This is a genomic window from Tessaracoccus luoxuelianae (genome assembly GCF_054483915.1).
In genome coordinates this window covers 1,127,145-1,145,266 of the sequence record NZ_CM137013.1, presented here as the reverse complement: position 1 = coordinate 1,145,266, position 18,122 = coordinate 1,127,145, and the positions used below count along the sequence as shown (strand labels likewise).

Below are 18,122 nucleotides of genomic sequence, written 5' to 3'. Positions count from 1 at the left end.
GGTGATGGTCCTCCGCCTCGCGCCTCGGTGGCCTGCTTGGGCACCGAGTGGGCACCAAGGCCCGGAGTAGGGCGCCGTTGCTCACGCTGTGTCCAGCTCCGGGCCGGGTTCTTACTAGCAAGAGAACACGGCGAGGGGGGCACCACCGAATCTCGCGCCCTGCCATCAAAGGAGTTGTCGTAATGGCCGTCGCTACGCATCCCGAAGCCAGCAAGTATCCCAGCGCCGAGTGGCTATCCCTTCAACAGGCTGCTCTCTACTACGGAGTAAGTGTTGACACTCTACGTCGTCGTATCTCCGCTGGCCGTCTGCCAGCAGCCCGGTTTGGAGTGCGGCTGATCAGGGTGCGTGTTGAAGACCTCGATCGCTTGTTCCGGCCCATCCCCGTCGGAGATGCCCTCGTCAGGGCCCACGCATCCTGAGAGCCCCCCGACAACTGCGAGGGTCTGACCCGCGCATCCTGATAGCCATCACCGTCTTCCTGTTCGTCCTCAGGAGTCGGGGCCGTGTCGCCCGTTCCTCTGTCGGGCCCAGGCACGGGGACGCTCAAGCGCCAACAACCGACCGAATCGGTGCTGGCTGACAGTCTCGCCGATGGCTACATGCCGCGCGAGGGGTATCTCGAGAGGCTCAGCCTGCTTCAGGAGAAGCAGGACCAGTGATCCTGCCCCGGCTGCCGAGGCATGAACCCTGGCTGCCGCAGGCGGGGGCTCTCGCGTCGCTGCGGGGGCGACAGTCATCAGATGTGCGGATGCCATGAACACGCTCGCGACGGACAGGATGAGGCCGCGCGGGGAGTCCGCGCAGAGGATCAGCAGCCGTGGGGCTCATGAAACATCTAACTCCCCGTGCCCGAGCATGCGAACAGGTCGGCAGTATCCGGACCCGACCGGCTGGCCGGCCCGAGCCGCCGCCGAGTCCTCGCCCATCAGGAGGGACGCCTCCCGAAATTGCCGGGCCGATGGTTTGCGTCAGCTTCCCTGCCGCTGATCAGCCCTTCCTGATCGATCAAGCCACCCGTCGGCTCCCATTCGGGCCAAGAAGGTGACTGGAGACGGCGGGCTTGCTCATTGCTCGCAGCTCGACACGAACTCCGCTACAGGCCCGAGCGCTCCTGCGCGGAGTTGGTAGTGCACCCAGCGGCCACGCTGGTCTCGTTCGAGAAGTCCGGATTCGACCAGCTTCTTGAGGTGGTGGGACAGGGTTGGCTGAGAGATGCCGAGTGCGTCGGGCAGGTGGCAGGCGCAGGCCGTGGTATCTGGGGAGTCTGCAACCAATCGGAGCAACCTGAGCCTGACTGGATCTGCGAGCACTTTGAGCACGGCGGCCAGCCGCTCCGCGTCGGTAGCCGACATGAGTGCGTCATTGCTGGCGGGAGCGCACTCGAGGAGGGGCAGGGTACGGATCATGTCGAGAGCTTTCTCGTACTGCGTGCTGGTTCGTTGCGGCTGGAGGAGTTCGCCACCTGGCCCTGGAGCGGGTTCCCTCCGGTCATGCCCATCTCATCAAGGAGGTCGTGGACCCGCTCCGCGATGTCGTCTCGCATCAGCCGGACGCGATCTAGCCCCTCGATACCCTGATCTGCGGGGTCCGGGATGACCCAGGTGTCGATCGTTGCGCGCATGCCCTCGACGGCCTCCACACGGGCCTCGCTTCCAAGCACGATGATGCGGTCTGCGTCGGTCAGCATCTCTGGTTCGAGCCGGGTCGGAACCTGGTCGGACATGTCCGCGCCGAGTTCCGCGACCGCAGACGCGGACAGGTCGTGCACCTGCGCGTCCGGTGCAGTTCCTGCTGATCTGACGTTGACGCGCTCACCTGCGCCCTGCCGCATGATTGCGGCGGCGATCTGCGATTTGCCGGCGTTGTGGACGCACACGAAGAGGACGGTAGGCCTAGCCCGCTCAATGGGGGAAGGCTTCACCGAGGTGTCAGCGGCCGCGAGATCCATCAGGTCCTCCCCTTGCACATCGACGGCTATCGATACGAACCATACCCCCATTCGCAACCGACCAAAGAATGCCCGCAGCCCTGGGACAGCCTTCTAGGCCGGCTTCAGTGTCACGCTGGTGTCGTAGAAGCTGACGCTTCCCCCCACAGGGGCCGATCAGGCAGGTGTTCTTCAGGGTCGGGTCCGTCCACATCGCCGCGTTGGCGTGGACACCCTTGCGGCGCCGCTCCTCGCCCTCGACGACATGGCCGTTCGTGAACCACGAGGGCAGCGGTTGGCGAGTTCAGCAGCCGGAGGCTGGTGCGATCAGGCTCGGGTAGTCCGCGCCGAGTGCACCACTCACCTCACGAGCCACCGTGGGCAGGTAGGCCTTGACGGCGTTGGTGGCCCGCAGGTGGTTCATGATGACCTCGTTGGCCCGGACCTTCTCCTGGCTGCGGCGCAGCTGGTTGACCTGTTCCTGGCTCGGTGGCAGTCCGGCCTGTTGCGTCCGTACGAGACTGGCCTGCGGGCCACGGAGGGCCATCATGGTCTGTTGCGCCTCAAGGTCGTCGGCCAAGGCGTCGGTTGCGGCCCGGTAGGCGGCTACGGCGGGGGCTTGGCGGAGTGCGCGGCCGAACGTCAGGGCAGCGTCGTGGAGATCGGGGGTCAGCATGATTGTCTTCTCCTGTCAGCCGCAGCAGCCGCCGGAGCGGCTGTTGGCGGCAAAGTCGATGCCGACCTCAGCGGTCACGACGGATGCCGTGTCGCGACACACATCCTGGAACGCTGACATGGCCGCCGCGTAGGCGGCAACCGTCGGGACGCTGAGCATCGCTTCCTGGCTGCGCTCCAGGTCCGCGCGGTGGGCGTCGGTCAGGACTCCCACCGTGATCTCCGCCCGAAACTCCTGCTGGAGTTGTTCGAACGCGGCAATTGCGGCGTTCGCCTCGGCGTCGGTGGAGACGGCCTCGTCGGCGGCCAGCAGGGCGGTGAACTCGTTGCTGGACTTCAGCGCCGCACCGAACGCTCTAGCGGCGGCGTGCACCTCGGCTTCGGCGTCAGCCGGCGCCTGGAGGGTTGGATTCAGCATGTGGTCAGGGCTCCTCGTGGTGGGTAGGTGTGATGCGGTCGAAGACTGGGCCGTGCGCCGTGGTTTCCTAGGAGGCCAGGCGGGCGAGCCGCTTGGGTCCGATGGGTTCCTCGTGCAGCAGGGGGACGATGGCGAGCCGCTTGGCGCGGGCCCGTACGGAGTCGACAGGTCCTTGTTCCTGGATTGCCCGGTGACGGAGCAGGGGTGATGTGGTGGTGGCGGCGGCAAGCGACTGGTTGATCACCCAGGCCCAGGGCTGGACGCCGGCCCGCTTCAGGTCGTCCTCGAGGATGCCCGCCTCGAGGACGGGCGTGGTCTCCGGCAGCGTGACGAGCAGGATCCTGGTGTAGTCGGGGTCCTGGAGTCGCATCATGGGGGTGGCGTAGTGGGCGCCTTCGGGCATGTTGCGGGCGATCTCGCGGTGATAGGAGCTGGCGGCGTCCATGAGCAGCAGGGTGTGGCCGGTGGGCGCGGTGTCCATCACGACGAACGTGCGACGCGCTTGGTTGACCAGTCGGGAGAACTGCTTGAAGACCGCGACCTCCTCGGTGCAGGGGGACAGCAGGTCCTCGGCCAAGAGGGCCCGGCCAGCCTCATCAAGGTCTTTGCCCTTGGTGGCCATGACGTGATCGCGGTACTCCTGGACTGCCTGAGCGGGATTGACCTGCGACATGGTGAGGGTGGGTAGCGCGTCACCTTCCCCCATGGTGTGTGCCAGGTGCCCGGCAGGATCGGTGGTGGTGAGGTGGACCTCGTGGCCCAACTCGGCGAGGCGGGTGGCGACCGCCGCGGCGATGGTGGTCTTCCCGACGCCGCCCTTGCCCATGCACATGATGAGCCCATGCCCGGGGGCGGCAAGGTCGTCGACCATGTCGTTCAACGAGGGGGCGATGTCCTCACGCAAGTAGCTGACTGAGTCCATCGGAAGCGTCGTTGAGCCGTCGAACAATGACCGGAGCGCGGCGAGGCCGACCATGTTGTCGGGCTTGAGTTCGATGACATCGCGAGGGACCCCCGCCAACGAGGCCGGCATGTCGGCGACGGCGGCCTGCTCCCGTTCCCGGATGGCGACGACCAGGCTGTCGTCGGCTCCAGCGGTATCGGGGAGCACCCCGTTGATCACCACGTTGCTGGGCTTGATGCCGGTCTCGCTCAGTTCCTCGGCGGTCCGGGCGAGCTCGGCAAGGCTGGAGGCCTGCGCCCTGGCGACCAGCACCAGGCGGGTGACCGAAGGATCGGCCAGTGCCGTCACCGCTCCGCCGTAGAGGGTGCGTTGCTTCTCCAGTCCGGACAGGGGGCCCAGGCAGGAGGCGTCACCCTTGCCTGTGTCGAGGAAGCCGGTCCAGTCGCCGGGCAGCTTCAGGAGCCGGATGGTGTGACCGGTGGGGGCGGTGTCGAACAGGACGTGGTCGTAGTCGGCGACCAGCGTCGGGTCGGACAGCAGTCCGGTGAACTCGTTGAACGATGCGATCTCGGTGGTGCATGATCCGGACAGCTGTTCGGTCATCTCGGCGATCTCACGTGCGGGCAGGAAGGCTCGAACGGGGCCGATGATTCGCTCACGGTAGTCGGCGGCGGCCTGTTCGGGGTCGATCTCCAGGGCGTCCAGGCCGGGGACCGACGTCACTGCCGTGATGGTGTTGCCGATCGTCTGGCCGAAAACCTGACCGACGTTGGACGCCGGGTCGGTGCTCACCAGAAGCACGCGACGTCCGGCTTCGGCGAGCTGCACCGCCGAGGCGCACGCGATCGAGGTCTTGCCCACGCCGCCCTTGCCGGTGAAGAAGAGGAAGCGCGTGGGACTGCTGAGGAATTTCATGTCCACAGCCTCAGCAACCGCCGCCGCCGCAGCAGGAGCCGCCACCCACGGTGGCCAAGCTGAAACGCGGACGAAGAGTGGGTGTGCCAAGGCCCGCGTAGCGGGCGAGCATCTCACGCGTGGGGTAACTGCCGGTCAGCACGGTCACGTCGTCAACCAGGACCAGGGGAAGCCCCTCCGATCCGGCCGCCTGAAGGAAGCTCATCACCGCTGGGCTCTCCACGAACGCCGTCGGGTCGTTGGCCAGGTTGTGCCGGGTGATGTCGACGCCCTGTTGCTTCACGTAGTCCAGGTCGGCGGAGAAGTTCACCAACGCCTGGTCCACGTCCTCACCACACACCCCGGTGTTGCAGCACAACGCTGGCTCGAAAACTCGGATATTGACCATGATTTCCTCTCGAAGACACATCGAAGACCGTCGATGTGAACTCTAGCCTAGTCGAATCGATGGAAGTCAATCTGGCGGGGGTGCCATGCCGGTGGGCGGCTACTGCCAGGTTCCGCCGTACATGACCCTGGTGACGTTCGCGTCGTCGTCGAGGGCGACCAGGTCGGCTCTGGCTCCTGCTGCGACTCTTCCGACGTTGTGGAGGTTGAGGGTACTCGGCGGGAAGGATGGTGGCGCTGCGGACCGCTTGGGCAAGCGGGATTCCGTAGGCGACGGCGTTGCGTACCGCCCTGTCGAGGGTGAGGGTGCTGCCGGCGATGGTGTCGAGTCCGGTCAGTCGAGCCACCCGATCGCTGACCTCGACCGGCAGAGCGCCCAGCTGGTAATCGCCGTCCGGGGCCCCGGCGGCCGCCATGGCATCGGTGATCAGGACGACCCGGTTCGGCAGCAGGCGCATCGGGTAGGCCGCCAGTGCGGGACTCACGTGGATGCCATCGAAGATCAACTCGACCGTGGTCCGCGAGTCGTCCAGGAACGCCAGGATCGGCCCAGGGTCGCGGTGGCCCAGCGGTGACATCGCGCTGAAGATGTGGGTGACCCCTGTAGCGCCCACCTCGATGGCGGCCTTGGTGATGTTGTAGCTGGCGGCGGTATGACCGATGGCCGGAAGGCAACCGTTGGCGAGCAACACCTGAATCGCATCCATGGCGCCCGGGAGTTCCGGTGCGATGGTCGCCATACTGATGGTGCCGCCGGCGGCGGCGAGTAAGGCGGCGACGGCGTCGGGGATCGGATCGGCCAGCAACTCTCCTCTCCCGAACACGTCCGCCGGGGTCACCGCAACCACCGGCTTCCCCACGACGCCGAAGAAGACCTTCAGGTCATACCAGGCAGCAAGCACAGAGTTCGGGCGCACCCGAGCCACCAGGAACTCCAGATAGGCATCCAGCAACGGGTCACCGAAGCTGCCCGGCGGCGCCCCCGTCACCCGATCAGCAGCAGGGAGCAAACACGGCAACAGCGACATTGAGGGCACCTCCACCCGATCCTGACACCCCCACCACAGAGGCGCCGGTCAATCAGAAGATCACCCACATATCAAGCATGAGAGTGAGGTCGGCGAGTGTCCGTGGCCGAGCCTCGGAGCCCGACCCGGGTTGACATTCGACGGCTTGAGCACCGCAGGGCACGACCTTGCACATCAGGGAGTTGGGTGGCGGTGTGTTCCTCCCAGGCGTCCTCGGGTGTTGATGCCGATGGAACCCAGGCGGGTCTGGCGGCGATCTTGCGGTGAGGTGGCGTCACGTTTCCCGGCCTACGTGACGAATGCCGCCCGCAGGGAGTGGGGCGCGAACCCCGACGCGCCAACCGGCCTGGGTGTGACTGTGACCGTCCTGGGGTCCAGCGACCTGCGTGGCCACACTGGGCCATCAGCTGCAGATCGTGGTTTCAGAGGTCGGCAGGTTCACACCACGCGCGGAACTCAGGCCGCAGCGGTCGTGACTCCACTCGCGCGGCGGCAGCGGCACGTCGTCGCAGGAGACGAGCTGCTGTCGCCGTCGGCAGCCGACGCTCACCGGATTCTCTGGGTGATCCGATGTAATACGCGGGTCGATCTGCGGCGTCAGAGGTGGAGCGGCTTGCCACCGCCCAGCGCGAGAACCAATGCTTCGCGGGACTTCCCCGACTTCCCCGGGTAGGCGATGTGTCCTTGACGGAACCTTGACCGGATGAGCATCGAAGGCAGACGAACGAGGCGTCATAGTGGTCCTACATTTCTACATGTTATTAGGAGAAATCACGTGCTCGTTTCCCACGGCGGTCTGCGCCGCCCCTTGTTCCTCACCGTCTTTGTGATGGCCGCCTTGACGCTGACTGCCTGTGGGCAGGATGCACCGGCTGCCGGTTCGGCTGCGCCGTTGAGCAGTGCCGCCGCTACGCAGAGCGACGAGGGCGCTGCCGGTGAGGGAGGCACCGGACCTCAGGAGCCGATGGCGATCCGGGGCACGGTGTGGGTTGCCAACGAGGACGGTGATTCCTTGTCGGCCATCGACGCGGACACCGGTGTCGTGGTGACCACGGTGAGCGGGATCGAGAGTCCTCACAATGTTCAGGTGAGCCCTGATGGGGGCACGGTCTGGGCTGTGAGTGGTCACGCCAACGCTGTGGTGGCGCTGGATGCCGCGACGTATGAGCTGTTGGGGACCGCTCCGACCGGTGTGAGCCCTGCGCATGTGGTCGTTAGTCCTGATGGTGAGCAGGTCCTTGTCACGAACTCGGGGGATGACACGCTGAGCGTCTACGACGCCGAGTCGCTGGAGCTCCGGGCCACCGTTGACCTCAGTGCCGGGCCGCACGGCCTGCGTCCCACCCCGGACGGTGCGGCGGTGGTCGTGGCCAACACCACAGCGGGCACTGTCGACGTGGTCGACACTGACACCTATGAAGTCACCGCGACGATCCCGGTCGGGGACTCCCCTCCGCAGGTCGCTGTCGCACCGGACGGGCGGTACGCCTACGTGAGCCTGGTCGGGTCCAGTTCTGTGGTGAAGGTCGACCTGGTGGAGCAGAAGGTCACGGGATCGGTGTCGGTTCCGTCGCCGCCGGTCCAGCTGTACCTGACCGCGGACGGGACCCGCTTGCTGTCGGCCGACCAGGGAACCGAGGGCGCCCCTGGCAGTACCGTGTCCGTGATCGACTCGGCCTCCATGACCATCGAGGACACCATCGCCGCGGGGGCTGGCCCGCACGGGGTGGTTATCGAACCGACCGGGCAGCGGGCCTGGGTGACCAACCTCTATGACGACACCGTCTCCGTGATCGACCTGTCGACCAACCAGACCGTCTCGACTGTGTCTGTGGGCGACAAGCCAAACGGCATCAGCTACAGCCCGCAACCGCCTACGCCCGGACCCGCCACTACCAGCGTCACCGTCCCCGACTACGCCACCGGAGCCGAGGGCGGCCACGCGGAGCACTGACCCGGCTGGGCGACCCTCCATCCTGATCGACGGGGCGGTCCTCGAAATGGCAGCCGCTTCTCGGCCCGCAGTTCCACATCCGACATTGGGGGTGGAACCGATGCATGGATGGATGTAGAGGGAATCTTTACTCCGCAGGCGCGAGGATCCTTACACGTGACGGTCAAGCTTGTTGCATCGGGTGGTCACGGGACCACCCACTCGGTCCAGGAGGATAGACATGATGGGTTACGGCGGTTTTGGCGGTATGGGGTGGGGCGGCATGGTCGGCATGGTGCTGCTGTGGGCGGTGCTGATTGGTCTGGTGGTGTGGGCGGTGACCAGGCTCTTGCCGACGCGCCCCTACGGTGGCGGCATGCAGCCCGGGCCGGAGACGCCGGAGGAGATCCTGGATCGTCGGTTCGCCCGCGGCGAGATTGACGTCGAGACGTATCAGGTGCAGCGGGCTGCGCTGGCCTCGGCTCGGGGTGAACGCCGATGACTGGGCGGGGCCTGACTCAGGCCGGCCCACGCTGGCTGGCGTGGCTGGTGTTGGTGGTCGCGAGCGTGCTGTTCGTAGGCTCGGTGGTCTTGGCCGCTTGGGGAGGTGCTCGCCCTTACCCTGGCGCTGCCGGTGTCGCGCCGAACTGGGACGGGCATGGTCCGATGATGGGAGCCAACGGTCGCGGGTGGGTCGGACCGTCGGGCGGAATGATGGGCGCCGGGGGCGGCTCCATGATGGGCGGCGGGGTGTGGCTGGCCGGCGACGGCGTCCGGGTCGACACCATCACCCAGGCAAGGGCTCGCGCGACGCAGGCTGCGGCGGTCAGTGGGCTCATACCGGGCGAGGTGATGCAGTTCACCACCAACTTCTACGTCGAGTTGAGGGACGCCTCCGGTGAGGCCACCACCGAGGTGCTCGTGGACCCGGCCACCGGTGCGGTGTCCACCGAGTACGGGCCGGCCATGATGTGGAACACCGGCAGCCGGACCGCGGCCATGTCCGCTGATGAGGCCGTTGCGATCGCCGACGGCTGGCTGCAGACCAATGCCGCCGGTGAGACGGCGGCAGGGATGGCCATGGAGTATCCGGGGTACTACACCCTCGACACCGCCTCGGGCGGTACAACAGTGGGCATGCTGTCGGTCAACGCCACCACCGGGGCGGTCTGGTACCACACGTGGCACGGCGAGTTCGTCGCTGAGGAGGACGCTTGAGCGTGGGTTCTGACAAGCAGCCGAGCGTCCTGGTGGTCGACGACGAACCCAGCCTGGTCAGGGTGGTGGAGGGCTACCTGACCACGGATGGGTTCACCGTGCGCACCGCCGGCGACGGCGAGACGGCGCTCGCACTCGCGCGGGAATCAGAGCCTGACGTGGTTGTGCTCGACCTGGGGCTGCCCGGCATGGACGGCGTCGAGGTGTGCCGGCAGCTGCGGACGTTCAGCAGCTGCTACGTCCTGATGTTGACCGCGCGCGCCGACGAGGTGGACATGCTCATCGGGCTCGCGGTGGGAGCCGACGACTACGTCACCAAACCCTTCTCCGCCCGAGCACTGGTCGCGCGGGTCAGGACGCTGCTACGGCGACCGCGGACCCCAGCCGGCGCCACGGCACAGGAAGCCCCGGAGGCACGCGTCTTCGGGGACCTGACGGTGGACGTTCCGGCGCGCGAAGTGCGGGTTGCCGGCTCACTGGTGGCGTTGACGCGCACCGAGTACGACCTGCTGGAGGCGTTGAGCGGGAGTCCCCGCATCGTGTTCACCCGCCAACAGTTGCTCGACCGCGTCTGGAAGGACACGACGGGCTCGGCCGCGAGCGACGAGCACCTTGTCGACATCCACGTCGGCCACCTGCGTCGCAAGCTCGGTGACGACCCCCGCGACGCCCGCTACGTGCTCACCGTCCGTGGGGTCGGCTATCGGATGGGCCCGGGATGACCGCCCACCGAAAGGAGCCGCGACTGGCACGACTCGCCCTGGCCCCCCGACTCCTCCTCAACAACGTGCTCGTCATCCTGGCCGGCGCCGGCACAGTGCTCGTAGTGGTGCTCCTGGTCACCCCGTCGGTGTTCCAGCTCCACCTGGACAGGGCGGGCGTCGCGACCGACTCAGACGCCCTCCAACACATTCTCATGGCGGTTCAGGACGCCGTCCTCGTGGCCGTGGGGATCGGCATCGCTGCCGCGGCGTTCACGGCCGCAACAATCAGCTGGGTGGTGGCCCGCCGGCTCGCCGCTCCTGTGTGGGACGCGGCTGACACCAGCCGTCGACTGGCGGACGGAGACCTGGACGCCCGCGTGCTCGATCCCGGTATGGGCCCCGAGTTCGCCACCCTGGCCGCGTCGGTTAACGAGCTGGCCGAGCGACTCCAGGCCACCGAGGACACCCGCCGCGCACTCACCGCCGACCTGGCCCACCAGCTCCGCACGCCCATCGCCTCCATCGAAGCCACCATCGAGGCCGTCCGCGACGACGTGCTGCCCGCCGACCACCAAACCTGGGACACCCTCGCCGCCCAGAGCACCCGGCTCCGCCGCCTCGTCGCCGACCTCGAGGTCGTCTCCCGCGCCGAGGAACGTCAACTGCTCCTCAGCGCCGAACCCGTTCCTGTCCCCAGCTTGATCGACGCGGCCGTTGGGGCGCATTCGGAGTGCTACCGGTCCGCCGGCGTCCGGCTTGACGCCTCCGTCGCTGACAGCACTCCTCGCGTGCTGGTCGACCCCGAACGAATCCAGGAAGTCCTCGGCAGCCTGCTCGACAACGCGCTCCGCTGCACCCCGGCCGGCGGCACCGTCACCATGGCCGGTCGGCCCAGCCCGTCCGGGGACGCGGCGGTCATCACAGTGACCGACACCGGCATCGGCCTCACCCCGGCCGAAGCGGGGCAGATCTTTCGCCGCTTCGCGAAGGCTGCGGACAGCCCTGGCTCCGGCCTTGGGCTGACCATCGCCCGCGCCATCGTCGAGGCCCACCACGGGACCCTCACCGCGGACAGTGCCGGCCCCGGCACCGGCGCCCGATTCACGATCACCCTCCCTGCCAGCGGTTCCCGGCGAACCCGCCACTGAAGGCAGGCGGAACTAGCAACACCAACTCCCTGAGCCTTGATCCACCCGTGGAGTGGCTCAGCATGGTGTAGGGACAGGAGGCGCCTGCTTCTGGCTTGGGATACAGGTGGCTACGACCAGAAAGCTCAGGCCAGGCCCGTCCGGGAGTTGGCCCTGGCGAAGAGTAGGCTCACCCGAGTCCACGCACCTACCCCGCACGCGGCGAGCACTTCCTCACCCAGATGCAACAAGACACCGACGAGCGTTGAGCCAAGCACCAGGATGTCGCCGCCGATCGCCTGCCCAAGCCCCACTCTGAATCGTGGGACCCAGGCCCTCAGACTTCTTGATCAAAAGCGGAGGGGATAGTTGAACGGATCTATACATTGTCGCGGGACAGTGGTCTTATCGGCCGGATCGACCGGCACCGACATGAAGGAGACCACATGATCACCACGCGCAAGATCGCTGCCCTCGTTACCGCCGCCGCGGCGGTGGTCGCGATGACCGCCGCCACCGCCGGAGCGGCCGAGCCCACCACCGGACGCGAGTTCGCCAGCCACGTCCGCATGATGGCCCAGCCAGACATGGGCTTCGACGGCACGCGCAACCCCGGCATGCATCAGGGATTCTCCGGCATGGAGGCTCACCACTCCTCCTGACCAGATCGGTCGGCTCGTCACGCGATCCCCGCCAGGCACCCAGCCCGGGCGGGGATCCCGCTGACTCGAGGCGCGCAACGCCGCATCAGTGACGCGACGAGCGATGAAACCAACCCTCACTGTCACCACCTCACCAACGGTCAGGGATGGCCCCAGGCGCGTCCACGGCGGGCTCACCCCCAGGACTATAGAAGCTGCAACGTGGTCAGGCAGGTGGGGCCCTCAGCGTCGGAGGAGAAGCGGCTTTCGGCGCGCTTGCCGTCCTTGATGACGACGACCGTGCCCGCCACGTCCTTGGGGATCCAGAAACCGACGAAGCCGTTGGCGTAGGTGGTCGCGTCCTCGTCGACGAGCACCTCACCTGAATCGGTGGTGATCGTCACCTTCACGTCCGCCTCAGCCAATTCCCCTCGGCAGGTGCCGAGGTTGTGGAAGTAGCACTCATGAGTGGTGGTCTCGTACGGCGCGATCGACAGGTAGAACTCATCACCGTCGAGGGGCATCGAGGCCTCGATGGTGCCGTCGCTGAGCAGTACCTCGTCGTAGCGCACCGACGCGGCCAGCGGCAGCGGGCGCTGGGCGTCGAGCTGATCCAGCGCCTCCACCGCCTCGCGGCCGCTCTTCCCGTCCAGCCCCTGGGCGGAGAGGAGCGCCGCCGCGTCCCCCGCCGCGACAGTCGTCCCCGCATCCGACGCGGCCGGGCTCGGGGCCTGAGCCACTTGGGGGGTTGAACACGCAGATAGCGCCACGACGGCAGCCAGCGGCACAGCGATGCGAATGGTCAGAAGAAGGCGGTGCATGGGTGTCTCCCGTGGGTGTGTACAGGTCGTCCGTCCAGCCTGCCCTAAGCCCACTGCGCATCACTGGTCCACATGGTCAAGATCGGGTCAAGACATTTCGCCGTGCCTCGTGGTGTGCAAGGGTGTGGGCCATCGTCATGTTGGTCATCCTCACCTGCCACGGTAGAGCCAGCGCGGACTCACTGCTAGCATCGGCACATGACGATGATAACGACTTCTGTGGATGATGCTTCGGTCGGGGGGCTATCGGTGGCTGCGGCCTTCTTCCATGGGCTGTCGGACCCGTCTCGGTTGGCGATCCTGCAGCACCTGACGTTGGGGGAGCATCGGGTGCGGGATCTGACCGAGCACTTGGGGTTGGCGCAGTCGACGGTGAGCGCCCACCTTGCGTGTCTGCGCGAGTGCGGTCTCGTGTCGTCGCGGCCGGAGGGGCGGGCGTCGGTGTTCTCGTTGGTGGGGGCCTCGGAGTTGTTGGCTGTGTTGGCGGCCGCTGAGCGTCTGCTGGAGTCGACGGGGCAGGCGGTGGCGCTGTGTCCGAACTATGGGGTCGGCACCACCACGAACCCCTCCCCCGATCTGTTGAAGGCCCACGGGGCGGAGGCCCAGCGATGAACAGGCCAGCGATCAGCGGACGCGAACACGGGAACACCGCAAACAGCGAGAGCGCCTGCGGGTGCGAGGCACCCGCAGGCGCCAGCAGTGATGATGACGACGCGGTGGAGCATCTGTGGCAGGTCCGCGACATCCAGTTCGGGCTGGCCTCTGGGGTGCTGCTGCTGGCCGGCTTCGTCTCCGGACTGCTGGGCTGGGAGGTTGCCGAGCTGGTGTTGAGCGTCGCGGCGCTTCTGGTGGGGGCGTCGACGTTCGTGCCCGGAGCGTTGAAGAGGCTGGCGCGCGGCAAGGTCGGGGTCGGGCTCCTGATGACCATCGGCGCAGTCGGCGCAACTGCTCTGGGCCAGATCGAGGAGGCGGCGATGCTGGCCTTCCTGTTCTCCCTGGCCGAAGGTTTGGAGGACTACTCGCTGGCCAAGACCAGACGCGGGTTGCGGGCGCTGCTGGGTCTGGTTCCGCGTGAGGCGACGATCAGGCGCAACGGTCGGGATGTGGTGCTGAGCCCCGACGATCTGGTGGTCGGGGATCTGATGATCGTGAAGCCGGGCGAGCGGGTGGCCACCGACGGTGACATCCGGGCCGGCAGGACGGCGGTGGACACCTCCGCCATCACCGGCGAATCGATGCCCGTCGAGGTGGGCCCAGGGGACCCCGTGTTCGCCGGTTCCGTCAACGGCTCCGGCGTCCTCGAGGTCGAGGTCACGGCCGCGGCCAGGGACAACTCTCTTGCCCGGATCGTGCACATCGTGGAGGCCGAGCAGTCCCGGAAGGGCGCCACGCAGCGGCTGGCCGACCGGATCGCCACGCCCCTGGTGCCGGGCATCCTGATCGCCGCCACCCTGACCGTCATGGCGGGCTTCCTGCTCGGGGAACCGGCGGTGTGGCTGCAGCGGGCCCTGGTGATGGTGGTGGCCGCCTCCCCGTGTGCGCTGGCGATCTCCGTTCCCGTGACCGCGGTGGCGTCCATCGGCGCGGCCAGCCGTCGCGGGATCCTGATCAAGGGGGGCGCCGCACTGGAGAGCCTCGGCAAGGTCCGCACCATCGCCCTGGACAAGACCGGCACCCTGACCCGCAACCAGCCGGCCGTCGCCGACGTCGCACCCGCCGACGGCTACTGCCCAGCCGAAGTACTCGGCCTGGCCGCCGCGCTCGAGGCGCGAAGCGAACACCCGCTCGCCCGCGCAATCCTGGCAGCCGCCGACGACGTGCGCGCAGCCGATGAGGTGACCGCCGAGGTCGGATCCGGGCTCACCGGCCGCATGGACGGGCGCAGCCTCCGGCTGGGACGCCCCGGTTGGATCGACCCCGGCCCACTGACCGCGCACGTGACCCGCATGCAGGACGCCGGCGCCACCGCAGTCATCGTGGAAGTCGACGGCATCCCCGTAGGAGCGATCGCCGTCCGCGACGAACTACGCCCAGAAGCCCCCGAAGTCATCGCGCAACTCCGCGCGGACGGCTACACCATCGTCATGCTCACCGGCGACAACGGCGCAACCGCGCGCGCCATCGCACGGGAGGCCGGGATCAGCGAGGTGTACGCCGACCTGCGCCCCGAGGACAAGTCCGCGATCATCGAGCGGCTCCGCCGGGAAGGCCACTCGACAGCGATGGTCGGCGACGGCGTCAACGACGCCCCCGCGCTCGCCACCGCCGACCTCGGCATCGCGATGGGGGCGATGGGCACCGACGTGGCCATCGAGACCGCCGACGTGGCGCTGATGGGCGACGACCTACGGCTGCTCCCCCACGCGCTGGACCACGCCCGACGTACCCGTCGCATCATGCTCCAGAACGTGATCCTCTCGATCGCACTCATCACGATCCTCATCCCAGTCGGGCTCTTCGGAGTACTCGGGTTGGCAGCCGTCGTCCTCGTCCACGAAGTCGCGGAGGTATTCGTGATCGGCAACGGCATCCGGGCAGGACGCAGCACCGCCCTGTCCCCGATCACCGCACCTATCCGTCGGTCAGAACCCGCGATGGTCCCAGCATGAGCGACACCCACGACCACGCCCACGCGAATCCGGGGACCAACCGGACCAGGCTGGCGATCGCGTTCGGGATCACCGCCACCATCCTGATCGCCGAGGTCATCGGCGCATGGTGGACCAACAGCCTCGCCCTCCTCGTCGACGCCGGGCATATGCTCACCGATGCCTCCGGCCTGCTGATGGCACTGATCGCCGCCTCCCTGACCCTGCGGCCGCCCACACCGGAGCGGACCTGGGGATACCGTCGCGCGGAGGTGCTTGCTGCCGGCGCCCAGTCCGCGATCCTCCTCGCCGTCGGGATCTACGCATTCATCGAAGGCGTCCGTCGGCTCTTCGACCCAGCAGAGGTCACCGCTGGCGGGTTGCTGGTGTTCGGGATCGTCGGACTCGTCGGCAACATCGTCGCCATGCTCATCCTGGGCGCGGGCCGCGCCGCGAACCTCAACATGCGTGCCGCGTTCCTCGAAGTGGTCAACGACGCCCTCGGATCCGTGGCGGTCATTATCAGCGCGATCGTCATCTCGCTCACCGGATGGACCCGGATCGACGCCATCGCCGGGATGCTGATCGCCGCCCTGATCGTCCCCCGCGCGATCACGATCCTCAAGGAAGCCGGGGGGATCCTGCTCGAATCCACCCCCAGAGGCCTGAAGCTCGACGACGTCCGCCGGCACATCCTTCAGGTCCCGCACGTGATCGGGGTGCACGACCTGCACGCCTCCACCATCGCCACCGGGCTACCGGTCCTCACCGCCCATGTCGTCGTCGACGAATCCTGCTTCACGCAGGGGCACGTCTCCCAGAAGCTTCGGGACCTCCAAACCTGCGTCGCCGAACACTTCGACGTCAGCGTCGAACACTCCACCTTCCAGATCGAAGCCCCCTCCCATAGCGCACTGGAACGCCACTCACACCACTGAAACAACGCTCATGGGAATCCGGTTGGCCCCGACGAAGGCTGGCAGTCGACGCCGTGAACACGGCGGAAGGACGTAGGATCGGGCATCGCACACCTCCCCGAGGGCGCCCATCCACCGCCGAGAATCAAGGAAGGTCAGACATGAGACAGTCAGGGCGCCACCCCTCAGCCCGGTGGGTGAGTCACCTCGCCTTGGTCCTCACCGTGATGATCCTGACCGGTTGCTCAAGTGGATCGGGCCAGGCGGGAGTGTTTGACTCAGCAGGTTTTCAAGGAGGTGACGGTTCAGTGACCATTGTCCCTGCCGAGCAGCGGCGATCGGCCCCAGAGCTGGCCGGGGAAACCTTGGACGGTGCACCGCTGACCACTGCAGACTTCCCGGGCCAACTCCTGGTGCTCAACGTTTGGGGATCATGGTGCGCCCCCTGCCGGTCTGAAGCACCCGCCCTCGTCGAAGCGGCCGCCCAACTGCCGGGGGTGCAGTTCATCGGCATAAACACCCGCGACCTCAACCCGGCCCCGGCGCAGGCGTTCGTTCGGGCCTTCGACATCCCCTACCCCAACATCTACGACCCCGACGGTGCGCTCCTGCTCGAGTTCGGGCAGCTTCCACCCAAGGCTATCCCCAGTACTTTGGTCATCGATTCTGAAGGGCGGGTCGCTGCACGGATACTCGGTGAGACCACCGCCTCGACGTTGGTCGGCATCATCGAAGACGTCACGGCGGCGGAATGATCCCTCTCGAGTCCTGGGTAAGCCAAGCGATGTCATCGTCACTGCTCCTGGGGATCCCTGTCGCCATGCTCGCCGGTGTCATCTCTTTCGCCTCGCCCTGCGTCTTGCCCCTGCTCCCGGGCTACCTGTCGTTTGCCTCTGGTCTTGGGGCCCACGAGATCACTCAAGGAACCGGCAACCGACGACTCCTGCTCCTGGGAACCCTGGGATTCGTGCTCGGGTTCGCCGTCGTTTTCGTCCTCACAGGGGCCCTCCTGGGTGGCCTCGGAGCCGTCCTACTCACCTACGAGCGCATCATCACGATCACTGCCGGAATCCTGATCATCCTGATGGGGCTGGGCTTCCTCGGCTGGATCCCCCTGCCCGCGCAGCGACGCCCGCAAACCGCCCGCGCCGGAGCCCTCGCCTCCCCCCTACTCGGGATAGCCTTCGGCCTCGGCTGGACCCCTTGCATCGGCCCCACCCTGTCTGTGGTTCTCACCCTCGCCCTCAACGAGGGCTCGGCCGCCCGTGGCGGGCTGCTGGCCTTCTGCTACGCAATCGGCCTTGGCCTGCCCTTCCTCGCCTTCGCGGCTTCGTTCACCACATTCGTTCCCCATTTCGAGTGGCTCAAGCGCCACCAACGCGCCCTGCAGCGTGCCGGTGGTGGGCTGCTCATTGTGGTTGGGATATCCATGGTCACCGGCCTGTGGGCCATCCTCGTTGCCTACCTGCGACAGTGGGCCTCAACATTCGGGACCATCCTGTGAACATGGGGCACCCGAAGGAAACCCTCATCACGTTGGCCAGCACCTCCGATCCCATGCTTCGGGCGCCGGCTCACCTCCGGAGCCACGGGTTGGTGATACCCCAACCCACATGGCCAGGACGGTGCTCACCGTGGTCAGGGGGTGACCGTGGCGATGCGAAGACGGCGCCCCAGCCACCAGGCCACCACACCGAAGACCGCGAATCCAGCGATGTTCCAGCTTGCTGCCTCGGCCCAGGGATCGATTTTACCCCGCGTAGCTCCGCCAGGAGGAGGTGAACATCGCGTCTGCACGGACCTCATCGAAGCGCTGGAAAAGGAATCGCCCAAATGAAAGAGTTCCTCAAGTGCTACCAGTGCGCTGACGCGTCCGACGACCGCTGGGCCCTGCTACTAGGAACTCGCAGCCCTGA

At 67.2% G+C, this 18,122-nt stretch carries 21 protein-coding genes; 13 read left to right on the top strand and 8 right to left on the bottom strand.

Going from position 1 to position 18,122, the window contains the following annotated elements:
* Positions 1-182: 182 nt before the first annotated feature.
* Both ACX1D1_RS04890 and ACX1D1_RS04885 read left to right on the top strand, forming a co-directional pair.
* A complete protein-coding gene (locus tag ACX1D1_RS04890) occupies positions 183-422 on the top strand; it encodes a helix-turn-helix domain-containing protein (protein ID WP_182799173.1) in 240 nt (79 codons plus the stop codon).
* Positions 423-506: 84 nt separating this feature from the next.
* On the top strand, positions 507-662 hold the full coding sequence (locus ACX1D1_RS04885) for a hypothetical protein (RefSeq protein WP_459056157.1): 156 nt from the start codon (positions 507-509) through the stop codon (positions 660-662).
* Positions 663-1,067: 405 nt separating this feature from the next.
* Here the strand turns inward: ACX1D1_RS04885 and ACX1D1_RS04880 are convergent, their stop codons facing one another.
* From ACX1D1_RS04880 to ACX1D1_RS04850, 7 genes are all read right to left on the bottom strand, one after another.
* The gene (locus tag ACX1D1_RS04880) at positions 1,068-1,409 is read right to left on the bottom strand and encodes an ArsR/SmtB family transcription factor (protein WP_182782076.1); all 342 of its coding nucleotides are present in this window, start codon (positions 1,407-1,409) and stop codon (positions 1,068-1,070) included.
* Positions 1,406-1,951: an arsenate-mycothiol transferase ArsC gene (locus tag ACX1D1_RS04875; RefSeq protein ID WP_182782075.1), complete on the bottom strand. Its 546-nt coding sequence runs from the start codon at positions 1,949-1,951 to the stop codon at positions 1,406-1,408. Before ACX1D1_RS04875 ends, ACX1D1_RS04880 begins: the two co-directional genes overlap by 4 nt.
* A gap of 283 nt (positions 1,952-2,234) precedes the next feature.
* On the bottom strand, positions 2,235-2,606 hold the full coding sequence (locus tag ACX1D1_RS04870; RefSeq protein ID WP_182799174.1) for a YlbF family regulator: 372 nt from the start codon (positions 2,604-2,606) through the stop codon (positions 2,235-2,237).
* A 15-nt stretch (positions 2,607-2,621) separates the two neighbouring features.
* Positions 2,622-3,023 (bottom strand): YlbF family regulator, encoded by a 402-nt coding sequence (locus tag ACX1D1_RS04865; RefSeq protein WP_182782073.1) that lies wholly within the window; start codon positions 3,021-3,023, stop codon positions 2,622-2,624.
* A 67-nt stretch (positions 3,024-3,090) separates the two neighbouring features.
* Entirely contained in the window at positions 3,091-4,842 is a 1,752-nt protein-coding gene (arsA, locus tag ACX1D1_RS04860) for an arsenical pump-driving ATPase (protein ID WP_459056156.1), read from the bottom strand.
* 10 nt (positions 4,843-4,852) lie between these two features.
* Complete coding sequence (gene arsD, locus ACX1D1_RS04855) at positions 4,853-5,230, bottom strand: arsenite efflux transporter metallochaperone ArsD (protein WP_182782071.1); 378 nt, start codon at positions 5,228-5,230, stop codon at positions 4,853-4,855.
* Positions 5,172-6,257: a hypothetical protein gene (locus ACX1D1_RS04850; protein WP_182799176.1), complete on the bottom strand. Its 1,086-nt coding sequence runs from the start codon at positions 6,255-6,257 to the stop codon at positions 5,172-5,174. Before ACX1D1_RS04850 ends, arsD begins: the two co-directional genes overlap by 59 nt.
* A 775-nt stretch (positions 6,258-7,032) precedes the next feature.
* Here ACX1D1_RS04850 and ACX1D1_RS04845 point away from each other — a divergent pair.
* The 6 genes from ACX1D1_RS04845 to ACX1D1_RS04820 all read left to right on the top strand — a co-directional run bounded on the left by ACX1D1_RS04845 (position 7,033) and on the right by ACX1D1_RS04820 (position 11,901).
* Entirely contained in the window at positions 7,033-8,211 is a 1,179-nt protein-coding gene (locus tag ACX1D1_RS04845) for a YVTN family beta-propeller repeat protein (RefSeq protein ID WP_459056155.1), read from the top strand.
* Between the two features lie 220 nt (positions 8,212-8,431).
* The gene (locus ACX1D1_RS04840) at positions 8,432-8,692 is read left to right on the top strand and encodes an SHOCT domain-containing protein (protein WP_068752802.1); all 261 of its coding nucleotides are present in this window, start codon (positions 8,432-8,434) and stop codon (positions 8,690-8,692) included.
* A gap of 167 nt (positions 8,693-8,859) precedes the next feature.
* Positions 8,860-9,408, top strand: a complete 549-nt coding sequence (locus ACX1D1_RS04835; protein WP_459056154.1) for a hypothetical protein — start codon at positions 8,860-8,862, stop codon at positions 9,406-9,408.
* Between the two features lie 2 nt (positions 9,409-9,410).
* Entirely contained in the window at positions 9,411-10,130 is a 720-nt protein-coding gene (locus tag ACX1D1_RS04830; RefSeq protein WP_245787919.1) for a response regulator, read from the top strand.
* Positions 10,127-11,260, top strand: a complete 1,134-nt coding sequence (locus ACX1D1_RS04825; RefSeq protein ID WP_068752803.1) for a HAMP domain-containing sensor histidine kinase — start codon at positions 10,127-10,129, stop codon at positions 11,258-11,260. The genes ACX1D1_RS04830 and ACX1D1_RS04825 overlap by 4 nt, the downstream gene beginning before the upstream one ends.
* 425 nt (positions 11,261-11,685) lie before the next feature.
* Positions 11,686-11,901 carry a hypothetical protein gene (locus ACX1D1_RS04820; protein WP_182799177.1) on the top strand — a complete coding sequence of 72 codons (216 nt, stop codon included), beginning with the start codon at positions 11,686-11,688 and terminating at the stop codon, positions 11,899-11,901.
* Between the two features lie 185 nt (positions 11,902-12,086).
* Here the strand turns inward: ACX1D1_RS04820 and ACX1D1_RS04815 are convergent, their stop codons facing one another.
* On the bottom strand, positions 12,087-12,701 hold the full coding sequence (locus tag ACX1D1_RS04815; protein ID WP_459056153.1) for a CueP family metal-binding protein: 615 nt from the start codon (positions 12,699-12,701) through the stop codon (positions 12,087-12,089).
* Positions 12,702-12,899: 198 nt separating this feature from the next.
* On the opposite strand from ACX1D1_RS04815, the gene ACX1D1_RS04810 reads away from it, so the two are divergent.
* From ACX1D1_RS04810 to ACX1D1_RS04790, 5 genes are all read left to right on the top strand, one after another.
* Positions 12,900-13,313, top strand: coding sequence for an ArsR/SmtB family transcription factor (locus ACX1D1_RS04810; RefSeq protein ID WP_459056152.1), 414 nt, complete (start codon positions 12,900-12,902; stop codon positions 13,311-13,313).
* Positions 13,310-15,310 carry a heavy metal translocating P-type ATPase gene (locus ACX1D1_RS04805; RefSeq protein ID WP_459056151.1) on the top strand — a complete coding sequence of 667 codons (2,001 nt, stop codon included), beginning with the start codon at positions 13,310-13,312 and terminating at the stop codon, positions 15,308-15,310. Before ACX1D1_RS04810 ends, ACX1D1_RS04805 begins: the two co-directional genes overlap by 4 nt.
* Positions 15,307-16,227 carry a cation diffusion facilitator family transporter gene (locus ACX1D1_RS04800; RefSeq protein WP_459056150.1) on the top strand — a complete coding sequence of 307 codons (921 nt, stop codon included), beginning with the start codon at positions 15,307-15,309 and terminating at the stop codon, positions 16,225-16,227. The genes ACX1D1_RS04805 and ACX1D1_RS04800 overlap by 4 nt, the downstream gene beginning before the upstream one ends.
* Positions 16,228-16,367: 140 nt before the next feature.
* Complete coding sequence (locus tag ACX1D1_RS04795; protein WP_073186929.1) at positions 16,368-16,961, top strand: TlpA family protein disulfide reductase; 594 nt, start codon at positions 16,368-16,370, stop codon at positions 16,959-16,961.
* Between the two features lie 29 nt (positions 16,962-16,990).
* On the top strand, positions 16,991-17,710 hold the full coding sequence (locus ACX1D1_RS04790) for a cytochrome c biogenesis CcdA family protein (RefSeq protein ID WP_255422079.1): 720 nt from the start codon (positions 16,991-16,993) through the stop codon (positions 17,708-17,710).
* Positions 17,711-18,122 lie beyond the last annotated feature (412 nt).